The following is a 23159-nucleotide window of genomic DNA, read 5'->3' on the forward strand; positions in this document are numbered from 1 at the left end:
CGGTATTTCCGCATCCACTCAGTGCAAAACAGGATAGTGAAATTGGGCAGGATTTATCGTGATTTTACGGAGCTTGTCGGCAATACGCCGCTGGTGGAACTCGCCAGAATCCGTCAGAAATATGATCTTCCATCGAGAATTCTCGCCAAGATCGAGTATCTCAATCCCGCCGGCAGCGTAAAGGATCGGACGGCATGGGGCATCATCCGCGAGGCGGAGAAGACCGGCAGACTGAAGCCGGGTGATCTTCTTTTCGATCTTACCAGTGGCAATACGGGCATTGGAATTGCGGCGGTCGCGTCCGCGCGGGGATACCGTACGAAATTTTACCTTCGCAATACGATCAGTGAGGACAAGATCAATATTCTACGGCAATTCGGATCTGAAATCGAATTGATCGGAAATGAGGAGCTTTTCCAGCCTGATGCGATCCATCGCATCATCGACCGGATCAAGGCTGAAAATCCTGGCGCGTTTTATACCGGGCAGCGATCCAATGACGCCAATCCGCAGGTGCATTTTGAGACGACCGGACCGGAAATATGGCGCGACACCGACGGAGATATCGATATTCTGGTCGGCACGGTGGGTACGGGCGGCACTCTTTCCGGCGCGGGGCGTTTCCTGAAGGCGCAAAAACCGGAGATAAGGATCGTTGTTGCCGAACCCACTCCCGAGTCCGTGCCTTCCCCTGACAAACCCGATGCCCCCACCATTGAAGGTGTCCACAAGGTCACGGATGTGGAGGCGGGCACGTTGCCGGAGACCTACAACAAGGAGGTCGTGGATGAGATCGTTGCCGTTTCCACCGAACAGGCGCGGCGTGCGGCGCTGACCGTTGCAAGAGAGGAGGGTTTCCTTGTCGGAACCTCTTCCGGCGCGGCCATCGCCGTCGCGATCGAGCTTTCACGCCGTGCGGAAAACAGAGGCAAGACGATTGCGGTCGTATTTCCGGACAGTGGTGAGCGTTATCTCTCGCTTTTTGATAGCCTTGACTGAAAAGGTCATTCAACTCATCGGGAATTGCGAATTGAGTAGCGCTCACACTGCGGGAATATTTGGGGCTGCCCCCATCTGTTTTCTGAATGCATTTTCGAATGACAAAGAAGATCAATGCACCGTCAGGCCGAGATTGCCTCGCAATGTTTGTGTCTGATAATCTTTGCGATAGACGCCCCATTCCTGAAGATAGGGAATGACTTTGTCGACGAATTCATCGAAACCCGTCGGCGTGAGATGCGGCGCAAACACGAAGCCGTCTGCGGCATTCTCCTGAACATAGTTGTTGATCTGCCTCGCCACGGTTTCCGGCGTGCCGATGAAATGCTGGCGGGCGGTTACCTTGATGACGAGCTGCCGAATGCTCAATTTTTCCCGTTCGGCGATTTCCCGCCAGACGCGGGCGGTTTCGAGCCGGTCATCGACACGACTGGCGCGGCCCTGAGCAAGGGCGGGAGAGGAGACTTCAGGATCGATCTCGGGCAGCGGTCCGTCTGGATCGTAGGAGGACAGGTCGCGATTCCATACCTGCTCCAGGAAAACGATCGCGTTTTTGGGGCTTACCTGCTGCAGACGAATGGCGCGTTGTCGTTCTTCGGCGTCTTCCTGACTGTCACCCAGCACGAAAGCGGCGCCGGGCAATATCTTGAGATCGCCCGGGGAGCGGCCATATCTGGAAAGTCGCGCCTTGACGTCCTTATAGAAGGCCTGGCCATCCTCCAGCGTGCCGTGGCGCGAATAGATGAGGTCTGCATGGCTCGCCGCCAGCTCGCGTCCAGTCTCGGAATCGCCGGCCTGTGCGATTACGGGTGCTCCCTGCGGCGAAGGGGGCAGGTCCGATCGTCCGGCAATATCGAAGTGCTCGGCCTTGAAGGCGAAGTCCTGTCCTTTCCAGATCGCCCGCGCTGCCTCGATGAATTCCCTTGCGCGCTCATAACGTTCGGCAAACGGCAAATGGTCGCCCCTGCGGAAATTTGCGCCGGTAAAGGCGCCCGGCGAGGTGACGACGTTCCATCCGGCGCGGCCGTTTGAAAGCACATCAAGCGTGGCGAGCTGGCGGGCAAGCGGATAGGGCTCGTTGAAGGTGGTCGTGAGCGTTCCGATCAGGCCGACATTGCGGGTGACGGCGGCGATTGCCGTCAGTATCGCCAGGGTGTTTGGTCGCCCTACGACATCCAGTTCGTGAAAGCGGCCCTTTTGCTCGCGCACCCGCAGGCCCTCTGCAAGGAAGATGAAATCCAGTTTTCCCCTTTCGACCGTTTCGGCAAAATGCCTGAAAGACGAAAACGCGATCTGGCTGCCGGCTGTCGGATCGCTCCAGACCGTAAAATTATTGACGCCCGGAAACTGGGCTCCGATGATGACTTGTTTCTTCGACATGATGTTATTTCCGATGGGGTTCAGGCGGCCGCGACGACGTAGCGGTTCGTGGCGACAGGCAGGGAAAGGCGTTCGCGCAGGGTCGATCCATGCCGTGCTTGCCCAAGGCCTGTATTGCGAAGGGCCGGTAGAACCCGCTCCACCAGGGGTGCGAGGTCCCGTTCCGGTTCGCGGGGCAGGAGGCGGATACCGTTCAGACCGGCGCTTGCCAATGTACGCGCCGTGGCGATCGCGGCCTCCGCGTCAGCGGCCCATTGCGGGATCGTGTCTTTTCCGGGCCCATCGGCTCCAAATCCGACATCGGCAAAAAGCCGCAGTTCCGGATGTCGGGATTTGATGTCCTTTACGAGCGATGAAAGCTCGCTGTCGCCTGCACGCAGAAAGGCGAGGTCGATGGCGGAGGCCAGAGAGGTACTGTTTTCCGGTTCTACGATGGCGGCTATGACGGGTTGGCCCTGTGGAGGCCGCGGTGTGATCGATGGGCCGAGGACGTTGAAATTCGCGCCCTTGAAATCGACATAGCGCAATTTTGCGCCGTCGATGAAGCGTTGGCTTTCCGGGTCGCGGATGACGGCGTCATCTTCCCAACTATCCCAGAGCCGGCGGATGACGTCTATCGCTTCGTCAAAATCCCGTTCGAGCGCCTGGCGGCTGTTTTCCGGATAGCCGTTAAGCTCCCCGGTGGCGCGCCTCGCCGCTGCTGCCCGGTTGCCTTCGAGCGGCTGCGCAAGGAGGCCAGCGCGGCCTTCCGTCACGTAGTCAAGTGTGGCGATGGCGGTCGATACATGGAAGGGTTCAAGGAAGTTGATCGGCGCGCCCGCAAGGATACCGGCGTGGCTGGTCCGGGCTCCAAGCCAGTTTGCGAACAATATGGCGTCGAGGCCATCGCCTGTGGAGCGCGCAAAGCCGTCTTCGAGGGTGATGAGATCGAAACCTTCATCAAGCCGCTGAAGAAGGCCATCCGTCTTGCTGTCCTGCCTGAGCACATCATGGGAACGAAGGCTAAGGTCTATGCCTAAATGGAAATTCGTCGCGAAAGTCATGTCGCACTCCGTACTGAAGTTTGAGCCGTACGGGCGGAAAGCACACCCTGATATGGTAGTCCGTCGAGGTCCGCGTCAGTCTTAGCTGCCCCATGTCCGGCAAAGCGCGCGAGGATCTTCGCCTCCTGTCCTTCCTTCAATGCCTTCACCCGCAAGGTTGCCTCTTCGAAGGAGGCGGCCGGAGGGTAGACCGGCGTGCTTCCTGTTTGCCCTGCCTTGACGCCGATGTGCTTTTCGAAAGGAAGCGAGCGATAGAGATGCGGATCGGCAGCGGTGTCGAAAAGCGGGCGATATCCGAGGCCGAGGTAAAGTGCGACGGCTTCCGGTTGGCGAAACCCGGTCGAGAGATAGGTACGGGTATAGCCAAGCGCTGCTGCACTTTCTTCAAGTGCCGACATGATGGTGCGGGCAAGCCCTTGTCGCCTTAGTGAAGGATCCGTCCATATCCGCTTTATTTCGGCCGTTTCGTCGTCGTGGCTCATGAAGGCCCCACCGGCAATGGTCTTGCCGTCTCGCTGCACCAGCAGGAGGTTGCCCAGCGGCGGAGAATAAAGCCCCTCCGGATATCGGAATATTTCCCCACGAGCGCCGCCGGGACGATCCCTTGTGCCATATCGCCCGTCATATTCGCTGATCAGGCCTTCGATGAGGGGTTGGGTTGAGGGGTGGAGAAGTGAGGAGTGGATGATGACATCGGGCATGGCTTGTCTCGCTTGGGCACGAAAGCCGGCTGTCCGGGCGGTGTTCATCAAGTGTTGAAAGCTTGCACCGGCCTCAGCCGCGGTCAGAAGCATGGCGCAATGCATGCGGCTTTGGCGCGGCATGATCTTTTATTGTGCAATTGAATAAGGAAATATCATTGCTCGATTATTTATATCACTAAAAATATAGATTTTATCAAATTAATAACCAGTTCCTCATGGAGTATCGATGACCTTTGGTTTGAGCTTTCTCGACAAGAGTCCGATCCATCACGATGAAGGCGCGGTAGTGGCGCTGCGACGAACCGTGACGCTTGCACAAAAAGCCGAAGCGCACGGCTTTCTTCGCTTCTGGGTTGCCGAGCATCATAACTCGCCGAAACTGGCAAGCTCGTCTCCCGAAGTGCTGATCGGTTTCCTGTTGGCGCAGACTCAGCGGATCAATATCGGGTCCGGAGGCGTCATGCTGCAGCATTACAGCGCCTATAAAGTTGCCGAAAACTTCAAGCTGCTTTCAGCGCTTGCACCCGGCCGTGTCGATCTCGGCATCGGCAAGGCGCCGGGTGGCCTTCCGTTGTCAACGCGCGCCCTTCAGGGAGCCTATGATCCGGCGCGCAAGCCCTCCTTCGAACAGCAGCTTGAGGATCTCGACCGGTTTGTCGGTGACGAAACGGCTGACAACGCGGACGAAGGCAAGCTCGCAGCCTACCCCCTGCCGCCTTCTCCTCCCAACCGCTTCCTGCTTGGGGCGAGCCCGGAAAGTGCGCGGCTTGCCGGCAGGCTGGGATGGGACTTCGTTTATGCCGGCCATATCCATGGCAATGAGGCCGCAATTTCCGAGGCGCTGAATGCGTTCAGGGCATCGGGCGGAAAATATGCGGTTCTGGCGGTTGCTGTGGTGGTTGCGGAAACCGATCAGGCCGCAGAGGCGCTTGCGGTCGAAGGCCGCCGTTTTCGTGTCGAGATCGAGGGCGGACAGGGCGTGAATGTCGGGAGTGAGGAGCAGGCGCTGGAATATGTGCGACAGGCGGGCGCCACGCATTATCGCATTGAAGAGCGCAGCCCTCTGATCCTTCGCGGCTCGCCATCCACGGTTCGTGCCGAATTGCTTCGGCTTCATCAACACTACGGCATCGACGAGTTCATCGTGGAGTGCCCCGTTTCCGAGGGCACGCACCGCCTGAAGACGATTGAATATCTGGCTGCGGCCAACCGCGCACTCGCCGCGTAACGGCAGGCGTCGGGCACAGGGGATTGGATATGGTAACCAGACGTCATTTCATTCTGGCAACGAGCGCCGCAGCGATTTTCGCCAGCAGCCGGGTTGCTTTCAGTGCGGGTGAGGCCACGCAGACGCCGACAAGCGGCGGTTCGCTGACCTGGGCTGTGGAGACCGAGCCGAGCACGCTCAATCCGCATCTGAACGGGCAGGCAAAGGCAAAGCTCATTCTGCGCAATGCCTATGAGTCGCTTCTGGCCCGCACGCCTGATGGTGGTTATGCGCCATGGCTGGCAAAAAGCTATTCTATCTCCGATGATGGCAAGCAGTATACGTTCGTACTGCGCGACGACGTGACCTTCAGCGATGGTGAGAAGTTCAATGCCGCCGCGGTGGCGCTCAACTTCACCAAGCTGAAAGAGCCGACCTATTCCGGCAGCATCAGCGCCGGTCATCTGTCGCATGTCACCGAAGCGCTTGCCGTGGACGAGCACAACGTCATCGTAAAGCTCGGGCGGGTTTACGCGCCTTTCCTTGACGGCGCTTCCGGCATTGAAATCCTGTCGCCACGGGCGTTTTCTTCGCCGCAATTGAAATCCGGTGGGCCTGAGATTGCCGGCACCGGCCCGTTCGTTCTCGATCGCTACGTCAAGGGTCAGGAAATCCGCTTCGTCAAAAATCCCGGTTATAACTGGGCGCCGGAGACCGCCGGTCATCAGGGGCCGGCCTATCTGGACGAGGTCATCTATCGGTTCCTGCCGGAATCGGCGGTGCGCAGTGGGGCTCTGTCTTCCGGACAGGTGCAGGTGATCGAAGGAATTCCGGGTAACGATGCCGGTCTCTTCCGGGACGACCCGGAATTTTCCTATCAGACGGCGATCAATACGGGCACGCCCTATACGCTCTATCTTAACGTCAACCAACAGCCGACAGCAGATCTTAAAATACGCAAGGCGTTTCAGGCGGCGGTGGACGTGGATCAGATCCTGCAAGCCGTCTATCGCGGCGAGCGCAGGCGCGCCTGGGGCATTCTCACCCCGGCGGATACCGATTTTTACGACAAGAGCATCGAACAGGCTTACGGTTTTAATCCGAAGCTTGCCAACAGCCTGCTGGATGAAGCCGGCTGGTCCGCCCGCGATGGCGATGGTTTCCGCATCAAGGACGGCAATCGACTGACGATCGAGGTTGTACAGTCGCAATCGACCGTGCGTGACCAGCGCGACATTCTTCTGCAGGCGGTGCAGGCGCAGCTGCGTCAGAATGCTGGTATCGATCTCGCCTTGCAGTATGTCGATGCTGGAACCTACTCCAGCCGCCAGAAGGACGGCCAGTACGGCATCATTCCAAACTCGACGACGACGCAGGAGAACGGCGTCACGATCTATTTCCACTACCTGCCGCGCGACAAGGGCGGATCGATCAATTACAGCCGCACCGAGGCACCGGAAATATCCGCCTGGCTGGACGAGGCCGCATCGACGCTCGATCAGCAAAAACGCTTCGAAATCTACGCAAAATTGCAGCGTTATGCGATTCTGGAGCAGGCGCTAGGGCTGCCGCTTTACGTGCCCGATGACCAGATCGCGGCCGCCGCCGCAGTCAAGGGCGTCGGCTTCAGACCTTTCAAACGCCTTCCCGACAACGCCTACGACATATGGCTTCAACAGAACGCCTGATCTGTCGGCTATTCATTTTTTATGGAGTTCAAGCATGCTCAATCGCAGACAGTTCGTCATTGCTGGCACCGCATTGCTGGCAATCTCGGCCTTCCCGGTCCCCTCCATGGCGGAAGACGCCAAGCCCGTTAACGGCGGCACATTGACCTGGGGTGTGGAGACCGAACCCGCAACGCTCAATCCGCAACTGAACGGCCAGGACAAGACCAAGCTGTTGCTGCGTAACGCCTATGAATCGCTGCTGGCACGCACTGCCGATGGTGGGTATGTGCCCTGGCTTGCAACCGGTCACAGCATTTCCGAGGATGGCAAGACCTATACGTTCAAGCTGCGCGACGATGTCATCTTTACCGATGGTCAGAAATTTGATGCGCAGGCGGTGATCACCAATTTCGAAAAACTTAAAGATCCCGCCTATTCCACCAGCGTCAGTGCCGGTCCGGTATCGCGGATCGCGGAGCTGAAGGCCGTTGATGCCCATACGGTGTCCTTCACACTGAAGGATATTTACGCGCCTTTCCTCGACTACGTCGCGAGCCTCGAAATCCTGTCGCCGGCTGCATTTTCATCGCCGCAAATCAAGTCCGGCGGGCCGGAAGTTGCCGGAACCGGCCCGTTCATTCTCAAGCGTTACGTCAAGGGCCAGGAAATTCAGTTCGAAAAGAACCCGGCCTATAATTGGGCGCCAAAGACCGCCAAACATCAGGGTCCGGCCTATCTCGACCAGATAACCTATCGGTTTCTTCCGGAATCCTCGGTAAGGACGGGTGCCCTGACCTCCGGGCAGCTTGACGTGATCGAGGGCATTTCAGGCAACGATGCGGCCCTCTTCAAGGACAACCCCGACTTCACCTATCAGACGGCGCTCAATACGGGCACGCCGTACTCCCTCTTCCTCAATGTCACCTGGGGTCCGACGCAGGATGTCAAGGTGCGCAAGGCGCTCCTCGCCTCGCTCGATATCGACAAGATCCTGCAGGCCGTTTATCGCGGCGAACGCACGCGCGCCTGGGGCATCACCTCGCCAATCGATCCGCAATTCTATGACAAGAGCATAGAGAAGACCTATGGCGCGGATGCAGGCGTGGCCAACAGGCTGCTGGATGAGGCGGGCTGGGGCCAGAAGGATGCGGAAGGCTTCCGCACCAGGGATGGCAAGCGCCTGACCATCGATGTCGTGCAGGCGCAGGCTACGGTGCGCGATCAGCGCGATGTCCTGCTGCAAGCGTTGCAGGCGCAGGCGCGACAGGTGGCAGGTATCGACCTTGCCATCAACTATGTCGATGCCGGAACCTATACCGATCGCCGCAAGACCGGCCAGTTCGGCTCCATCGCCAATTCCAACACGCCGACGGATGCGATCGACATCGAATATCACTACCTGCCGCTCCAGAAGGGCGGGACCATCAACTACAGCCGCGCCGAAGCACCAGAGCTGGCGCAGTGGCTGAACGCGGCGGCATCGACCCTCGATCAGAAAAAACGTTTTGAGGTTTACGCGAAGCTGCAGCGTTTCGCGATCGTCGATCAGGCTTACGCCATTCCACTCTACGAGCCCGAAGACCAGGTTGCCGCCGCAAGTTACGTGAAGGGGATCACCTTCCGGCCGTTCAAGCAATTGCCGGAAAACGCCTATGACCTGTGGCGCAGCGAATAGGACTTCGCACCGCGTGACAATAGAAACAACGCAAGATTGGACGGACATGAGCGCTGATAATGTGACCTCCCTCAGCCGCGTACCGACAACCTTTTTCCGCCACGGACGCTTCCGGCGGTGGAGCGGCCTGCCGTTTCAGGTTCTCGGCCGCATCGGCTCGGGTGTACTCGTCCTGTGGGCGGCGGTTACATTGAGCTTCATCAGCATTCAGCTAGCGCCCGGTGACATTGTCAGCCTGCTGATCGGCGAACAGATCCGGACGCCCGAAGTCGAGGCTGCGATCCGTGCGGAATGGGGGCTGGATCAGTCGATCCCGGAACAGTACCTCGCCTATCTGACGCGATTGCTGCACGGCGATTTCGGGCGTTCCTATATCCTGCAGACCGATATATCGAGCCTTGTCACCTCGCAGATGCTGCCGACGTTGAAGCTCACTGCCGCCGCGTTTGCGGTCGCAATCATCTTTGCAGTCGCAACTGCGATCCTCACTGCCGGCAGACCCATATCGCGCAGCATTGCTGGCGGACTTGAGCTGACGCTGATTTCGACGCCCACATTCTGGCTGGGTATTCTTCTGCTCTATGTTTTTTCATTCACATTCAAGATTTTCCCCGTTTCGGGAGACAGAAACCTGTCAGCACTCGTCCTGCCGGCGCTGTCGCTGGGCCTGTCGCTTGGGGCCGTGCTCGGGCAGGTGCTGCGCGAAGGGCTGGAACGGGCGCTTGAGGAGCCCTTTGCGTTGACGGTTCGCAGCTGGGGAACAAGCGATCTGGTCCTGAGGCTGCGCCACGGCCTCCGCCATGCCGCCTTGCCAACCGTGACCCTGGCCGGCTGGCTGGTGGGCAATCTTTTGTCCGGTGCGGTGATTACGGAAGCGGTGTTCGGGCGTCCGGGCCTCGGGCGGATCACGGTCGATGCCGTTCTTGCGCATGACATGCCGGTGGTTCTGGCAGTCGCTATCCTCTCCGCGCTCATCTACGTGGTGTTGAGCACGCTCGTGGATATTCTTTACCTGCTGCTCGATCCGAGATTGCGCAATGAGGGTGGGAGGAAAAAGCCATGAGCATTTCCTTCGACGCCCCGCTTTCCACGGCTGGCCGCCTGCGGCAGATTGCGTCGATGCTGCTTTCCAGGCCCGGCCTGACCCTGTCGTCGCTGTTTCTGCTTTTCGTGGCGACAGCAACCCTCTGGCCTCAATTTGTCACCGCCGCCAATCCCCTGCTGGCGGACCCTTTGCAGGCGCAACTGCCGCCCTCCGCCGAGTACTGGTTCGGAACCGACCATCTGGGCCGCGATGTCTTTTCGCGGGTGATATACGGTGCACGTTATTCAATCCTGATCGGTGTCAGCGCCATCGCCATTGCCGCGCTGGCGGGCTCCTTTCTCGGGCTTGTCGCAGGTCTCGCACGCGGTGCGGTGGATGAGTTGATATCGCGATTCCTCGATGTCGTATCGTCGTTTCCGGATTTGCTTCTGGCGCTGGTGCTGATCTCGTTTACCGGGCCGGGAACGGTCAATCTGATTTTCGCCCTCGGTGTCGCCTCCGTACCGCGCTTTGCCCGTGTGGTGCGCGCGCAGACCTTCGTCATCGCCAGAAGCGGCTATGTCGAGCAGGCGAAAACTTTCGGCCTTGGGCGCGTTACGCTGATTGCCCGGCACATACTGCCGCACGCGATTGCTCAGGTGCCCATTCTGGCGACGATCGGACTCGGCTCCACCATCATTCAGGCCGCGGGTTTGAGTTTTCTGGGTATGGGACCGCAGCCGCCGACCCCGGAATGGGGCGCCATGCTGGCGGAAGCGCGCAATTATCTGCGCGTGGCATGGTGGATCGGCGTCTGGCCGGGGGTCGCCATCACGCTCACAGTCATCGCCATCAGTGTTCTCGGAAAACGTTGGCAGCTGGCATTCGAAGGCAGGAGGCAGGCATGACGCCGCTTATCGACGTGCGTAATCTCAAGATCGGTTTCCCGCGTGGGGATGACGACAATACCGTCGTGCACGGCATTGATCTGACCATTCACCGTGGCGAGACGGTTGCGCTCGTCGGAGAATCCGGTTCCGGAAAGTCTGTCACGGCCCGTTCCCTTATCGGGCTTGCCGGAAATACGGCCGGGGTGACAGCGGACAGGTTGGAGATAGCAGGGGAAAATGCGCTGGACTATGGCGAAGGCGACTGGCGGCGTCTTCGCGGGCGCAAAATTGGCTTTGTTTTACAGGATGCACTGGTCTCGCTTGATCCGCTGCGCCGTATTTCGCAGCAGCTTTCGGATGCCGCAGGACGCCGGACACTGTTTGCCCGCGTGCCGGTGGATTTCGACAGCCATGCGCTTCTGCAATCGGTCGGTATTCCCGATCCCGTCCGACGGTTGCGGCAATATCCGCACCAGCTCTCGGGTGGACTGCGGCAGCGCGCCTTGATCGCGACAGCGATTGCTAAAAACCCGTCGCTGCTGATCGCCGATGAGCCGACCACGGCGCTTGATGCGACGGTGCAGAAGCAGATCCTTGACCTCCTGGCGGAACGCCGGAAAGCCGGCCACACCCTGCTGTTGATCAGCCATGATCTGGCGGTGGTCTCGCGTCTCGCGGACCGCGTTCTGGTGATGAATGAAGGTCGTATCGTCGAGGAGGGGGCAACGGAAGAGTTGCTGCGTCGGCCGAAACATCCCTATACGCGCCAACTGCTCGATGCGGTTCCTTCGGCCGGATCGAAAGGCTATCGGCTTTCGGCAGCGGTGCCGCCGTCGGTTGACGGTGGGGGAGCACTCATTTCGCACCGTGTGCCACTGCCGTCCAAGACAATCCTTCCGGGCAAGCATGTACTTTCGGTGCGCAATCTCTTCAAGCATTACGGCGGGCCGGAAAATGCGCCTGTCGTCAACGACGTATCCTTCGATCTTTCCACGGGAGAAGCACTCGGTATCGTCGGCGAGTCCGGTTCTGGAAAAACCACTGTCGCCAAAATGGTTCTGGGGCTTGTCGAACCCGAACATGGTGAGGTTTTTATCGAGGGGCAGCCATGGAGCAATGTTGCCGAGAGCCTGCGCAGATCCCGCCGCAGCAGCATGCAACTGATTGCCCAGGATGCCTTCAGCTCCTTTGATCCGCGTTATACGGTCGAAAAGATCGTTGGCGAAAGCCTCGATGTCACCGGCCTTCGCGGTGCCGAGCGCCGAGACCGTGTGCTGGAGGTTCTCGAAGCCGTCCGGTTGGGCGGCGATTTCCTCACCCGTTATCCCCGCGAACTTTCAGGTGGGCAGCGCCAGCGCGTGGCCATTGCCAGAGCATTCGCCCCGCGCCCGCGCCTCCTTATCGCCGACGAGCCGGTGAGCGCGCTCGACGTTTCGGTCCAGGCCCAGGTTCTCGATCTTCTGGCCGAACTCCAGGCGGCATCCGGCACGTCGCTGTTGTTCATCTCCCATGATCTCGGCGTCGTGCGTCACCTGACGGATCGGGTGCTGGTGATGAAGGACGGCCGAATTGTCGAAAGCGGCGATGTCGGCGATGTTTTCTCCGCTCCGCAGCACGGCTACACCCGAAAACTGATCGATGCCGTTCCCGCGCTTGCATAAATCCGCCGGTTGTTCACTAGCAAAAAAACACAGTCTAGCATTGAAGAGGAAACGATCATGGCGCTTATCCGCCCCCGACGCCTGAAAACGCTGACCGGTGCCAGCAGCGTGGTTGCCGCATCGAACGACCCCGTCGCAACGACCGGCATCAAACGCGCCGTGGAACTGGCGAAAAAGGCGGAGGCGGAGAAGATCACGGGGCTGTTCACAGCCGACCTTCTCCATATTGATCCCGCGGGACTGGCTGGCACTGCCGGTATTCAGGAACCGATCGTGACCTTATCGGCGCTCAGTCAGGCGACGTCACGGATCGGTTTAATTGCCACGATTTCCACCACATTCCACCACCCCTATAATCTTGCGCGCCAGATCGGCACGCTCGACCATCTCAGCGGCGGTCGTGCGGGCTGGAACGCGGTTACCTCTTCCGTTGGCGAGGAGAATTTCGGTGAGCAGTTGCCGAGCCCGGAAGAGCGCTACGAGAGAGCGGCGGAGTTCATTGAAGTCGTCAACGCCCTTTACGACGCCAATGAGCGGGATGCGGCCCAACGCAAAGCCTCCGGCGCCGTTGCGGTGGATCCCGCCAAATTCCACCCCATCGACTATAAGGGGCGATATTTCAGCGTGCAGGGACCGCTTAACATACCGCCGCTGCCACAGGGCCGGGCTGTGCTGTTTCAGGCCGGCCAGTCGGAAGCGGGGGTTACCGTTGGCGCCCGTTACGCCGAGGTTGTCTATACGTCGCAGCCGCGTTTCGAAGACGCCGTCGCATTCGCGACCGAATTGCGCCGCCGCGCAACGGCTTTCGGCCGTGCCGGCGGCCTGCCTTTCATCATGAATTCCTTCCATTCGGTCATCGGCGAGTCCGATGCGGATGTCGCGCGCCGGCTGAAGGAAAAACACGAGCGTATCGACTATGAGCAAGGCCGCCTTAAACTCGCCGACATGCTGGGCGGTGACCTCGATCTGTCCGAGCTGCCGCTCGATCAGCCGCTGCCGGATACGCTGCTGCCTGATGTGACGAGCATCAACCGCCGGCGCGGCCGGGTTGAGGTCTTCCGCCGATACGCCAGAGAGGGGCTGTCATTGCGAGAGCTTATCATCCAGGCACAGGAGACCGGGCACTGGTCGGTGGCGGGCACACCCGAAAAACTCGCCGACGCCATTGAGGAACGTTATCGGGCGGGAATTCTCGATGTGCTCTCCCTTCACGGATTTGGCAATCCCGAGCAGGAGGACCTGCTGGTCAACGGACTTCTGCCGGAACTGCGCCGTCGCGCCATCATCGATACGGATTATGTGGGCGATGACTTCCGTGCCAATCTGCAACTGCCCGGACTTGCGATCTCGGGTAATTTAATTGGGACGCGGACCGCTTAGGGTCTGACGTCAAATCATTGAGCCGGCGGGGCGAAAGCCTGATGAATGGGTCGGTGGTTTTCGCTTGTTGGCGGAATCCAATCAAACCCATCCGCCGGATTGAAATTTTTCCGCATCGGCCCGCATTTGGAAAATCCTGTCTGTCGGCGGCATATTCCATATTTTATTTATGGATTATATCCATTTTGGGGACGCACATGACCGAAGATTTTTTCTCCTCCGGGTTTAATCGCCGCAACCTCCTGAAACTCGCTGCCGTTGCCGCTGCGGCCGTTGGCACGCAGGCGGTTTCCGGTTCGCAGGCTTTCGCCGAGCAGGAACTTTCCCTGAAGGGCAAGCGCATCGGCATCAGCGCCACGGGTACGGATCATTTTTTCGATCTGCAGGCCTATAACGCCCAGATCGAGGAAGTGAAACGTCTCGGCGGCGAGCCGATCGCGGTTGATGCCAGCCGTAATGACGGCAAGCTGGTGTCGCAGCTCCAGACGCTGATTGCCCAGAAGCCGGATGCGATCGTGCAGCTTCTGGGCACCTTGAGCGTCATCGATCCCTGGCTGAAAAAGGCGCGCGATGCGGGCATTCCCGTGTTCACTATCGATGTCGGCTCGACCAATTCGCTGAACAACGCCACATCGGATAATTGGGGCATCGGCAAGGATCTCGCATTGCAGCTCGTTTCCGATATCGGAGGCGAAGGCAATATCGTCGTGTTCAACGGTTTTTACGGCGTGACGCCCTGCGCCATCCGTTATGACCAGCTCGTCAACGTCACGAAATATTTCCCCAAGGTGAAGATCATCCAGCCGGAACTGCGCGACGTCATTCCGAACACGGTGCAGGATGCCTTTACACAGATCACCGCAATTCTGAGCAAATATCCGGAAAAGGGTTCGATCAAGGCGATCTGGTCTGCTTGGGATATTCCGCAGCTGGGAGCAACGCAGGCGCTGGTCGCGGCGGGCCGCACGGAAATCAAGACGTATGGTGTTGATGGCAGTCCCGAGGTTCTTCAGCTTGTCGCCGATCCCAACTCTCCCGCTGCGGCCGATGTTGCCCAGCAGCCAGCCGAACTTGGCAGAACGGCCATCCGCAATGTCGCGCGTTATCTGGCCGGCGAAACCCTTCCACGCGAAACCTACGTACCGGCGCTCATCGCCAACAAGGGGAATGTCGGCGAGGTCTCCAAAAAGCTCGGCATCGGCTGAGGCGTGAACCCGCAAGGCGCGATGCAGTCGCTTCGCGCCTCAGGCTCAGGTTCGGGATGATCCGAACCGCCGTGCATGGAGAATTTGCCGTGGCTGTTGCAACATATCCGGGCCATCCGGTCGAGGCCCGCGAGACGGACGACATCATTCGTCTGCGCGATATTACCAAATCCTTTGGCGGTGCTCAGGCGCTGTCCGGTGCGTCGCTTGCCGTGCGTCGCGGCACCGTTCACGGTCTCGTCGGCCAGAATGGCGCCGGCAAATCGACCCTCATTAAGTTGCTGGCCGGCTTGCATGGGGCAGATGGTGGTTCAATCGAGATCGATGGACAATCCCATGATCGGTTGACGCCGCATCTCGTGGAAAAGCTCGGCATCCATTTCATCCACCAGGATCGGTTGCTGGTGCCGACATTCACGGTGGGCGAAGCGCTTTTTCTGGCGCGTGAACCGCGGATCAAAGGAACGCCGTTTCTTGACCGCACCTTGATGCGCCGTCGTGCTGCCGAGGTGCTTGAGCGCTATTTCGGTTTGCACCTGCCGAACTCTGCGCTGATTTCCGATCTTTCGGCAGCGGAAAAACAGATCATCCAGATCACGCGTGCGCTTATCGACAATCCCAAGGTGCTGGTGTTCGACGAACCCACAGCAGCCCTTGTGCGGCGGGAGGCGGAGCTGCTGTTCTCGCTGATCCGGCGGCTGCGGGAGGACGGCATAACGATCATCTATATCTCGCATTATCTGGGCGAGATCGTCGATATCTGCGATACGGTGACGGTTCTGCGTAACGGCCGCGATGTCGCTACCCTTTCTGTCGCCGATACATCGGCCGCTGAAATCGGCGCGCTGATGGTGAATCGCGATATCGCCGAATTTTACCCCAAGCCCCGGATCGTTCCGGGAGAGAATCTCCTGTCGGTGAAAGGTCTTTCTCTTGCCGACAGATACGCGGATGTCGACTTCACACTGAGAAAGGGCGAGGTACTTGGCCTAGCCGGGTTGGTCGGTTCAGGTGCAAAAGAAGTCATCCGCACTCTTTTCGGGCTTGAGACCCCGTCGTCCGGGACCATGGAGGCGGGCGGCGAGAGGATATCGGCCGTCAGCCCGGCACATGCGGCGGCGCGGCGGCTCGCGCTCGTTCCTGAAGATCGTCGCCGTGATGGTGTGGCGCTCGATCTCACCGTCACTGAAAATACGACACTTGCCAGTCTCGGGCGCTTTTCCCGCCTGGGCTTCCTCAGGAAGACGGACGAACGGCGCCAGACCGAAGATCTGATCAAGCGGTTGCAGATCAAAACGGAAGGTCCGGATGCGCTTGTCAGAACCCTCTCCGGTGGCAACCAGCAGAAGGTCGCAATCGCTAAATGGCTGAGCCGCCAGTCGGAAATCTACCTTCTCGATGAACCATCGGTTGGTGTCGATATCGCCGCCAAGGTGGAGATTTACACGCTTATAGGCGAACTCGCCGAGCGTGGTGCAGGTGTCATCGTCCTCTCCTCCGATATCGAAGAGCTTTTGGGCATAACGGATCGGGTTCTGGTCTTTTTCCGCGGACGGATCACGCGCGAGTTCATTTCGAAAGACACGCGGCAGGAACAAATTCTATCGGAGGTCACAGGTGCTTCGGACGCCAATACTCACAGTCGCTGAAGCCGCGCCCACCGCGCCTCACGACCTGAATTTCCCTCAGCAAGCGCCCTTCCGGTTTTCGCGCGAAGGCAATATCCGTCGCAGGCTTGCGACCTTTGCGCTGCGCGGCGGCGCGCTTGCGGTTTTTGTCGCGGTTTTTGCGTTCTTTTCGCTGGCCGCCCCGTTTTTCCTGTCGGTGGGCAATATCGGCAACGTGCTGGCGCAATCGGCCATTGGCGGGGTTCTCGCCATCGGGTTGACGATCGTGATCATTGCCGGCGGTTCCAACGTGGTCACGGGGGGCATCGATCTGTCGCTGGCAGCGAATATGGGATTGAGCGCGGCGGTTTATGCGACCCTCACTCAGGCCGGATATGGCGATGCCGCAGCGGCTGCAGGAGCACTTGCAACAGGGGCCGCAATCGGCGCTGTGAACGCGCTCGCCGTCACGGTGACCGGTATCATACCGCTTCTGGCGACGCTGGCGGTGATGAATATCGTGGCCGGGCTCGAGCTGGTTCTGACGCAAAATACCGTCATCCCGGCCTCTACCGAATTCCTGTCGGCCCTTTCCGCCACCGGCCCTGCCGGGATACCGGTGCTGGCCTATGTCCTCATCCTTTTTGCGGGGTTCGTGGCGGCGGTGGTACAATACACACCCTTGGGACTGCGGCTTTATGCCGTGGGCGAATTTCCCGAGGCGGCGCGGGCTGCCGGGCTGCCGGTAAGATCCTTCGTGGCTGGCGCATTCGTGACGAGCGGTCTGTTCGGTGGTTTTGCAGGGATATTGTCCGTGTCTTACCTTAGCGGCAGCACCACCGGGTCCGGCGAAATGCTTTTGCCTGTGGTGGTCACCGCGCTTCTCGGCTCCGTCTTTTCACGTCGCCTGGTGCCGACGGTGACCGGGACGCTGCTGTCGGCTCTCTTCGTCGGTTTCCTTGTCAATGGTTTTCAGCTTCTCAACATTTCCAGTACGCTGGTAAGCGGCGTCCAGGGTCTCCTGATCCTGCTCGTCGTCTCCGCCACGACCCTTTTGCGTCGGGAGAACCGCTAATATGTCATCTGTAGCCATGGCTTCGGCTAAAACCCCGACCATCTCGATTGTGCGGACGGTCGCGCGCTTTGCGCTACCGTCAGCCCTGTTGATCGTTTTTGCTCTGTTCGCGAGCCTTGCGCCCGGATTTCTGACGACCACGAACCTCATCAGCGTGCTGGTCAATAATTTCGTGCTGCTGGCAATCGTCTCCATCGCGATGACTTTTGTCGTGGCCTCCGGCGGCATCGATCTTTCCGTCGGCGCGGCGATCGATTTTGCAAGTTTCGCATTCGTGTCGTTGGTTCTTGCAGGGCAGCCAGTGGCAATTGCTGCGCTGGTGGGGCTTGCGGCCGGTGCGCTGGTCGGCATTTTTAACGCCATTCTCATTGCGGGCATCGGCATTTCGCCTTTCCTTGCCACGCTCGGCACCCTGTTCGTCGGCCGCAGTATCCAGCAATTGCTGACCAATGGCGGTAATCCCGTCTATCTGCCTCCCGTCGGCGTGTCCGAAGCGTTTCGGTTCCTCGGTCATGGCAACCTGTTCGGCATTTCCGTTTCCTTGATTGTCGCCCTCGCCGTGATCATCGCTGCCTGGGTCATCCTGTCCGGCACGCGCTTCGGCCGCGTCGTCGTTTCTTCCGGAATCCAGGCCAGTGTCGTCCGTTATTCGGGCATCCGGCTTTCCGGTCATGTGGCGGTGGTCTATATTCTGGCGGCCGTCGTCGCCGCCATTGCGGGGCTCATTATTACCTCGACGGTTACCGTCTACATCCCGTCATCCGGCAACGCCTTCCTGCTGAATGCGATCGGCGCAACCTTCATCGGCACCACGCTTGATCCAAGAGGACGGCCGAACGTGCCCGGCACCGTTCTCGGCGTGTTGCTGCTCAGCATTGTCGCCAATGGTCTTCTGTTGTCGGGCCTGAATTTCTACTGGCAGCAGGTCGGTACAGGACTGTTGATCTTCCTTGTCCTCGCCATTGGCTTCGCCAATCGGAAGGCGACCGCATAGGCATGAACAGCCCCGAGAAGCTGGCAAACATGATCGCTAAGCAACAACCAGCGCATCTCTACCGGGAAATGCGTGTCTGCTTGGCTGAATTCAATATTGGTCTAAATGGTTGAACGGCCGTTCTCCACTGTACCTTCTGTCGCTCCGGATATCGCTCCGAGGGAGTAAGCGCATCGCCGGTTCGATTCTTTTCAATCGCGGCCAGAAAATCCGCTCATATTCTCACGTATGGCGCAACTTCACGTTCGGACCTGCCTACCATGCAATTTCGTAGATACTGGCGGCGTCCGACAGTGATAGCGTACGCGGGTTGTTGACCAGCAGACGCGTCTGTTCAATTGCATCTTTCGCCAGCAAAGGAAGCCCGTCTTTGGGAATTCCGACATCCCTGAGCCGTACTGGAAGGTTAAGGCGAAGAGGCAGCATCGTCAGCCCTTCGATGAATCCGGAAAGCCGCCCGGCCTGATCGGCAGGCTCAAGGTGCGGAAAGAGGCACGGTGCCAGTTCCGCATAAGCGTCACCACACACGGTCGCGTTAAAGCGCAATATGTGCGGCAGGACCAGACTGTTGGAGAGGCCGTGCGGAACGTGATAGCGCGCACCGATCGGATAGGCGAGAGCATGAACGGCTGCAACCGGCGAATTGGCGAAGGCCTGGCCCGCCAGCATTGCGCCGAGCAGCATGGACTGTCTGGCGGCCAGGTCGGTTCCGTTTTCGACGGCAATCGCGATATTCGCTCCGAGAAGCCGCAGAGCTTCTTTGGCAAGGGCACGGGAAACCGGATTGTTGTTTGCACTGGCGGAAGTGAAGGCCTCGATGGCGTGAACCATTGCGTCAATTCCCGTCGCCGCGGTCACGGCCGGCGGAAGGCCTATTGTCAGGTTTGCATCCAGAAGAGCCGCATCCGGCAGCAGGACCGGCGATATGACGCCCTTTTTCTGATTATCTCCCGTGGTAACGATCGAAATCGGCGTGACCTCCGATCCCGTGCCTGCCGTTGTCGGTATGAGCACGAGCGGAAGACGCTGTCCCGTGACATTGCCAACCCCGTAGATAGCGGTGAGCGCTTCGCCGCTTTTGGCAAGAAGCGCCACGAGCTTTGCGACATCGAGCGACGAGCCGCCGCCGATTCCCAGTACACCGGTTGCGCCAAACTCGATCGCTTGCGCCACAGCCGCGTGAATGATGGATTCCGGTGGATCGGCGATAACGCCGGCGAAGATCGATGTTTCAGCGCCAGCTTCCGCGAGGCAAGCAAGGGCGGGTTGAACAAGCCCTGCCTTAATGACCCCATCGTCCGAAACCACCAGAACACGCGGCCCGAGCCGAGTTTTCAACTCTGAAATCCTTGCGACGCAGCCCGGTCCCGCAATGATCTGCGGGACGGTCGCGAATGTGAATGTGGACATGCTGCAGCCTTTTACTGATGCCACTGGACGAGGGGCTGATAGTGATGCGGCTGACGCATGACCACGAGGTCCTTTCGCCGGACGATGTTCGTTGGATAAGGCGTGTCGAGATTGGTAGTATCGACGGCTGCAACGGCAATCCCCTCCTCATCCAGAATTACTGATTCCTGACGTGGAAAAGCAAAGGAATCTGGCCCGAACACCGCACTCTTTCCCTCATAACCCCGTGCGGTATCGAGGACATTGGCGAAGGCAAAATAGACGTTGTTCTCGCCGCCGCGCACGCGCAGAGCATGCCAGTGGAATGGATCGGCACCCTTTGGAATAGGATAGTTGTGCGGAATCTTCGTACCTGCGTGACTGCCGGTGAAAGTGCCGGCGATCGCTGAAGGGCAAGCGACAAGATCACACCCCATAAGCGAAAGCGAACGGATGGCTTCCGGATAAAGCGCGTCGTGGCCAATCGCCAGACCTACCCGACCGATGGCAAGATCGTATGTTTTCCAATCATCGCCGGCCGTCGCCCAGTGGTCGGCGACGGCCAGATGCGTCTTGCGATAACTGCCCACAAGGCCCTCTGGTCCGGCAAGGACTGCGCTGTTGTAAATCTTGTCTCCGTCCGCCTCGGCGAAGCCTGCAACGAGATAGAGGCCGAGCTTCATTGCCAGACGAACGAAGGCGGACACCGCCGGGCCCGAGAGCGGCTCTGCCCGAATGTGTGGATCGTCAAGCCCCGTCAGGGACAGTTCCGGGAAAACCAGAATATCAGGCGCAGCCGTCACCTTTGCCTCGGTTGCGAGCCTGGTGATGGCGGCAATATTGTCTGCAACGACCGAGGTTGGGGCGAACTGTGCAACGGCTGCGCGCGAAGTGCGTCCGCGCGGGATTGGCTGATAGCCATAGAGCCGGAAATAATCGCCGGGATTCCAGGTGAAGCTGTTGGTCATCATATTCATGTAAAGCTCTGGTCGTCGAGATTTGAAGACCGGCTCGCTCAAAACTTCGCGGCGGCGGGCGCGGGCAAGATCGATTGTGCCATAGGCAATTCCGTCGCCGGTATCGATTGATGCGGCAACTGTGCCGTCGGGCTCGATCAGGCAGCTTCCGCCCGAAAACTGCACGGTTCTTTCCAGTCCCCAGCGGTTGCTTTCGATGACATAGCAGGCGTTTTCGAAGGCTCGGTTGATCCAGTAGGGCGCGGGCGTGCGCTCCTGCAGCCAATTGGAGATGTGGCAGATGATGTCGGCACCGGCCAGGGCTTCGAGCCGCGCTGTCTCGAAGAAGTGCAGATCCATGCAGACCAGCATTGAAATCCGGCCGATCTCCGTTTCGAAGACCTCGTGCACGATATCGCCGTTGGCGGCCCATTTCGGTTCGGCGATATAGGGGTGCGACTTGCGATGGCGACCAACGACACCCTCGGGACCGATGAGGACGGCGGTATTGTAATAGAGATCGCTCGCCGGATCGACTTCCGGCATGCCGACGACGATATAGCAGCTGTGTTTGCGGGCAATGGCATGGAAAACATCGGTGGTCGGTCCGGGAATGGTCTCGACAAATGGCTTCACTTCCGCCCTGTCGAACCAGCAATAGCCCGTCGTCCCCATTTCGGGCGTGACGATCAGGCGGGCACCGGCCTGCGCCGCTTCCTCGCAAAGGGCTGTCAGCCGGCTGATGTTACGCGCCTTTTCAAACATGGTCGGTTCGAACTGGATAGCGGCGGCGGTGTAGCTCTGTGTCGGTGTCATGATTGTTCCCATTGTCTTTAATGAAGGTTCCATCTGTTTCAGACAGCCATATGCCGATGAACAAGCGCGTCGGAGAGCGTGTCGATGGCGCCGGCTGCGACCACGCTGCCCTTCTCCAGCATTGCGAACTGGTGAGACGCGTGCCGCGCAAAAGCGACGTTTTGCTCGACGAGAATGATCGTCATGCCGATCTCGCGATTGAGCCGGATGATGATCTTTTCGATCTCCTCGACGATAGAGGGCTGGATGCCTTCGTTGGGTTCATCGAGAAGCAGCACTTTCGGGTCTGCTGCCAGCGCGCGGGCAATGGCAAGCTGCTGTTGCTGGCCGCCGGAAAGCACACCTCCCGGTCGATCGAGGTTGGCCATCAGGTATGGAAAAAGTTCAGGGACCAGTGCGGGAATTTCGCGTTTGCCATCAGCACGCGCAAAGGCGCCCATCAGGATGTTTTCGCGGATGGTAAAATCGGGAATGATCTCCCTTCCCTGGGGGACATAGGCGATACCGGCCCTTGCCCTCATATGCGTCGGGGAAGAGGCGACGTCTTTTCCTTCCAGATACATCTCGCCCGTCATCCGGTCGGTTAGCGCCATCAGGGTTTTCAACAGCGTCGTTTTGCCGGTGCCGTTACGGCCGAGGATGGTCGTGATCTTGCCGGCCGGAATATCGAGCGTGACGCCGTGCAGGATATGGCTGCGGCCGTAGTAGCTGTGCACGCCTTTTAATGACAGCATCAGGATATTCCTTTCGAACCGAGATAGGCTTCACGGACCTTGGGATTGCGCTCGATATCTTCGACGCTTCCTTCCGCGAGAACCTCTCCGAGATGGAGAACGGTGATGTACTCGGCGATCTCGCGGACGAACCCCATGTCGTGTTCGACGACGAGGATCGTATGGCGACCTTTGAGATTGTTGATGATTTCTGCGGTCTTGCGGGTTTCCGCCTGGGTCATGCCGGCTGTCGGCTCGTCCAGCAGAACCACCTTGGGATCCTGCACGATGAGCATTCCAAGCTCCAGCCACTGTGTCTGACCATGGCTGAGATAGGCGGCTGTCGTACCCTGTTCAGCATCGAGGCCCGTGAGCGCCAGAACGTCGTCTACACGGCTTGCCTCGGAACGCGAAAAGCCGAACCGGAGATTTGCAAAGACCGAAGGCTTTCTGCAATTGGCGACCTCCAGGTTCTGACGCACCGTCAGTTCACGGAAGACGCTGGGAATCTGGAATTTTCGGCCGATCCCGGCACGCGCAATTTTGTGCTCAGGCCAGTTGGTGATGTCGGTGTCGTAGACGAAAACCTTGCCCTGCGTGCTGCGCGTCTTGCCGCTGACCAGATCCATCAGGGTTGTCTTTCCGGCGCCATTTGCGCCGAGCAACACACGCAACTCGCCGTCGCGGACGGTGATGCTGACATTGTTGACGGCTCTGAAGCCGCCGAAATCGACGCTGAGACCGTCGATGGTCAATGCGATTGCACTCATA

Annotated in this window: 19 protein-coding genes; 12 read left to right on the forward strand and 7 right to left on the reverse strand. The window is 59.1% G+C overall.

Going from position 1 to position 23159, the window contains the following annotated elements; all coding sequences use genetic code 11:
* Positions 1 to 36 precede the first annotated feature (36 nt).
* Entirely contained in the window at positions 37 to 999 is a 963-nt protein-coding gene (locus CFBP5499_RS22315) for a PLP-dependent cysteine synthase family protein (protein WP_233284226.1), read from the forward strand.
* Positions 1000 to 1110: 111 nt separating this feature from the next.
* Here the strand turns inward: CFBP5499_RS22315 and CFBP5499_RS22320 are convergent, their stop codons facing one another.
* The 3 genes from CFBP5499_RS22320 to CFBP5499_RS22330 are packed head-to-tail and all read right to left on the reverse strand — an operon-like array spanning position 1111 to position 4123.
* Positions 1111 to 2379: an LLM class flavin-dependent oxidoreductase gene (locus CFBP5499_RS22320; RefSeq protein ID WP_080828195.1), complete on the reverse strand. Its 1269-nt coding sequence runs from the start codon at positions 2377 to 2379 to the stop codon at positions 1111 to 1113.
* A gap of 20 nt (positions 2380 to 2399) precedes the next feature.
* Positions 2400 to 3422 (reverse strand): LLM class flavin-dependent oxidoreductase, encoded by a 1023-nt coding sequence (locus CFBP5499_RS22325; protein ID WP_080828193.1) that lies wholly within the window; start codon positions 3420 to 3422, stop codon positions 2400 to 2402.
* On the reverse strand, positions 3419 to 4123 hold the full coding sequence (locus CFBP5499_RS22330) for a GNAT family N-acetyltransferase (RefSeq protein WP_080830130.1): 705 nt from the start codon (positions 4121 to 4123) through the stop codon (positions 3419 to 3421). The genes CFBP5499_RS22325 and CFBP5499_RS22330 overlap by 4 nt, the downstream gene beginning before the upstream one ends.
* Before the next feature lie 229 nt (positions 4124 to 4352).
* On the opposite strand from CFBP5499_RS22330, the gene CFBP5499_RS22335 reads away from it, so the two are divergent.
* The 11 genes from CFBP5499_RS22335 (at position 4353) to CFBP5499_RS22385 (ending at position 18514) form a co-directional block, all read left to right on the forward strand.
* Entirely contained in the window at positions 4353 to 5354 is a 1002-nt protein-coding gene (locus tag CFBP5499_RS22335) for an MsnO8 family LLM class oxidoreductase (RefSeq protein WP_080828191.1), read from the forward strand.
* Between the two features lie 29 nt (positions 5355 to 5383).
* Positions 5384 to 7021, forward strand: coding sequence for an ABC transporter substrate-binding protein (locus CFBP5499_RS22340; RefSeq protein ID WP_080828189.1), 1638 nt, complete (start codon positions 5384 to 5386; stop codon positions 7019 to 7021).
* A gap of 34 nt (positions 7022 to 7055) precedes the next feature.
* Entirely contained in the window at positions 7056 to 8678 is a 1623-nt protein-coding gene (locus CFBP5499_RS22345; protein ID WP_080828187.1) for an ABC transporter substrate-binding protein, read from the forward strand.
* Between the two features lie 46 nt (positions 8679 to 8724).
* Positions 8725 to 9741 (forward strand): ABC transporter permease, encoded by a 1017-nt coding sequence (locus CFBP5499_RS22350; RefSeq protein WP_080828185.1) that lies wholly within the window; start codon positions 8725 to 8727, stop codon positions 9739 to 9741.
* A gap of 56 nt (positions 9742 to 9797) precedes the next feature.
* Positions 9798 to 10610 carry an ABC transporter permease gene (locus CFBP5499_RS22355; protein ID WP_130932580.1) on the forward strand — a complete coding sequence of 271 codons (813 nt, stop codon included), beginning with the start codon at positions 9798 to 9800 and terminating at the stop codon, positions 10608 to 10610.
* Positions 10607 to 12253, forward strand: coding sequence for a dipeptide ABC transporter ATP-binding protein (locus CFBP5499_RS22360; protein WP_080828178.1), 1647 nt, complete (start codon positions 10607 to 10609; stop codon positions 12251 to 12253). Before CFBP5499_RS22355 ends, CFBP5499_RS22360 begins: the two co-directional genes overlap by 4 nt.
* Positions 12254 to 12310: 57 nt before the next feature.
* Positions 12311 to 13633 (forward strand): NtaA/DmoA family FMN-dependent monooxygenase, encoded by a 1323-nt coding sequence (locus CFBP5499_RS22365; protein WP_080828176.1) that lies wholly within the window; start codon positions 12311 to 12313, stop codon positions 13631 to 13633.
* Between the two features lie 197 nt (positions 13634 to 13830).
* Positions 13831 to 14838 carry a sugar ABC transporter substrate-binding protein gene (locus CFBP5499_RS22370; protein WP_080830129.1) on the forward strand — a complete coding sequence of 336 codons (1008 nt, stop codon included), beginning with the start codon at positions 13831 to 13833 and terminating at the stop codon, positions 14836 to 14838.
* A 56-nt stretch (positions 14839 to 14894) separates the two neighbouring features.
* Positions 14895 to 16487 (forward strand): sugar ABC transporter ATP-binding protein, encoded by a 1593-nt coding sequence (locus CFBP5499_RS22375; protein WP_175416850.1) that lies wholly within the window; start codon positions 14895 to 14897, stop codon positions 16485 to 16487.
* 25 nt (positions 16488 to 16512) lie between these two features.
* Positions 16513 to 17520 (forward strand): ABC transporter permease, encoded by a 1008-nt coding sequence (locus CFBP5499_RS22380; protein ID WP_080830127.1) that lies wholly within the window; start codon positions 16513 to 16515, stop codon positions 17518 to 17520.
* A 1-nt stretch (position 17521) separates the two neighbouring features.
* Positions 17522 to 18514, forward strand: coding sequence for an ABC transporter permease (locus CFBP5499_RS22385; RefSeq protein WP_080828174.1), 993 nt, complete (start codon positions 17522 to 17524; stop codon positions 18512 to 18514).
* 255 nt (positions 18515 to 18769) lie between these two features.
* Here CFBP5499_RS22385 and CFBP5499_RS22390 read toward each other — a convergent pair whose 3' ends face one another.
* From CFBP5499_RS22390 to urtD, 4 genes are read right to left on the reverse strand one after another with little or no spacing between them, the layout of a single operon-like run.
* Entirely contained in the window at positions 18770 to 19924 is a 1155-nt protein-coding gene (locus CFBP5499_RS22390; RefSeq protein WP_080828172.1) for an iron-containing alcohol dehydrogenase, read from the reverse strand.
* Positions 19925 to 19935: 11 nt separating this feature from the next.
* The gene (locus CFBP5499_RS22395) at positions 19936 to 21687 is read right to left on the reverse strand and encodes a nitrilase-related carbon-nitrogen hydrolase (protein WP_175416851.1); all 1752 of its coding nucleotides are present in this window, start codon (positions 21685 to 21687) and stop codon (positions 19936 to 19938) included.
* Between the two features lie 26 nt (positions 21688 to 21713).
* Entirely contained in the window at positions 21714 to 22409 is a 696-nt protein-coding gene (gene urtE / locus CFBP5499_RS22400; protein WP_080828169.1) for an urea ABC transporter ATP-binding subunit UrtE, read from the reverse strand.
* Positions 22409 to 23158, reverse strand: a complete 750-nt coding sequence (gene urtD / locus CFBP5499_RS22405; protein WP_080828167.1) for an urea ABC transporter ATP-binding protein UrtD — start codon at positions 23156 to 23158, stop codon at positions 22409 to 22411. The genes urtE and urtD overlap by 1 nt, the downstream gene beginning before the upstream one ends.
* Position 23159: the final 1 nt, after the last annotated feature.

The organism is Agrobacterium tumefaciens, assembly GCF_005221325.1.
In the GTDB taxonomy this organism is placed as follows: domain Bacteria; phylum Pseudomonadota; class Alphaproteobacteria; order Rhizobiales; family Rhizobiaceae; genus Agrobacterium.

Bases quoted from the DNA above. Each gene is read 5' to 3' on its own strand.
- CFBP5499_RS22320 (WP_080828195.1), bottom strand. From the start codon at position 2,379: ATGTCGAAGAAACAAGTCATCATCGGAGCCCAGTTTCCGGGCGTCAAT.
- CFBP5499_RS22325 (WP_080828193.1), bottom strand. From the start codon at position 3,422: ATGACTTTCGCGACGAATTTCCATTTAGGCATAGACCTTAGCCTTCGT.
- CFBP5499_RS22330 (WP_080830130.1), bottom strand. From the start codon at position 4,123: ATGCCCGATGTCATCATCCACTCCTCACTTCTCCACCCCTCAACCCAA.
- CFBP5499_RS22335 (WP_080828191.1), top strand. From the start codon at position 4,353: ATGACCTTTGGTTTGAGCTTTCTCGACAAGAGTCCGATCCATCACGAT.
- CFBP5499_RS22340 (WP_080828189.1), top strand. From the start codon at position 5,384: ATGGTAACCAGACGTCATTTCATTCTGGCAACGAGCGCCGCAGCGATT.
- CFBP5499_RS22345 (WP_080828187.1), top strand. From the start codon at position 7,056: ATGCTCAATCGCAGACAGTTCGTCATTGCTGGCACCGCATTGCTGGCA.
- CFBP5499_RS22350 (WP_080828185.1), top strand. From the start codon at position 8,725: ATGAGCGCTGATAATGTGACCTCCCTCAGCCGCGTACCGACAACCTTT.
- CFBP5499_RS22355 (WP_130932580.1), top strand. From the start codon at position 9,798: ATGCTGCTTTCCAGGCCCGGCCTGACCCTGTCGTCGCTGTTTCTGCTT.
- CFBP5499_RS22360 (WP_080828178.1), top strand. From the start codon at position 10,607: ATGACGCCGCTTATCGACGTGCGTAATCTCAAGATCGGTTTCCCGCGT.
- CFBP5499_RS22365 (WP_080828176.1), top strand. From the start codon at position 12,311: ATGGCGCTTATCCGCCCCCGACGCCTGAAAACGCTGACCGGTGCCAGC.
- CFBP5499_RS22370 (WP_080830129.1), top strand. From the start codon at position 13,831: ATGACCGAAGATTTTTTCTCCTCCGGGTTTAATCGCCGCAACCTCCTG.
- CFBP5499_RS22375 (WP_175416850.1), top strand. From the start codon at position 14,895: ATGATCCGAACCGCCGTGCATGGAGAATTTGCCGTGGCTGTTGCAACA.
- CFBP5499_RS22385 (WP_080828174.1), top strand. From the start codon at position 17,522: ATGTCATCTGTAGCCATGGCTTCGGCTAAAACCCCGACCATCTCGATT.
- CFBP5499_RS22390 (WP_080828172.1), bottom strand. From the start codon at position 19,924: ATGTCCACATTCACATTCGCGACCGTCCCGCAGATCATTGCGGGACCG.
- CFBP5499_RS22395 (WP_175416851.1), bottom strand. From the start codon at position 21,687: ATGGGAACAATCATGACACCGACACAGAGCTACACCGCCGCCGCTATC.
- urtE (WP_080828169.1), bottom strand. From the start codon at position 22,409: ATGCTGTCATTAAAAGGCGTGCACAGCTACTACGGCCGCAGCCATATC.
- urtD (WP_080828167.1), bottom strand. From the start codon at position 23,158: ATGAGTGCAATCGCATTGACCATCGACGGTCTCAGCGTCGATTTCGGC.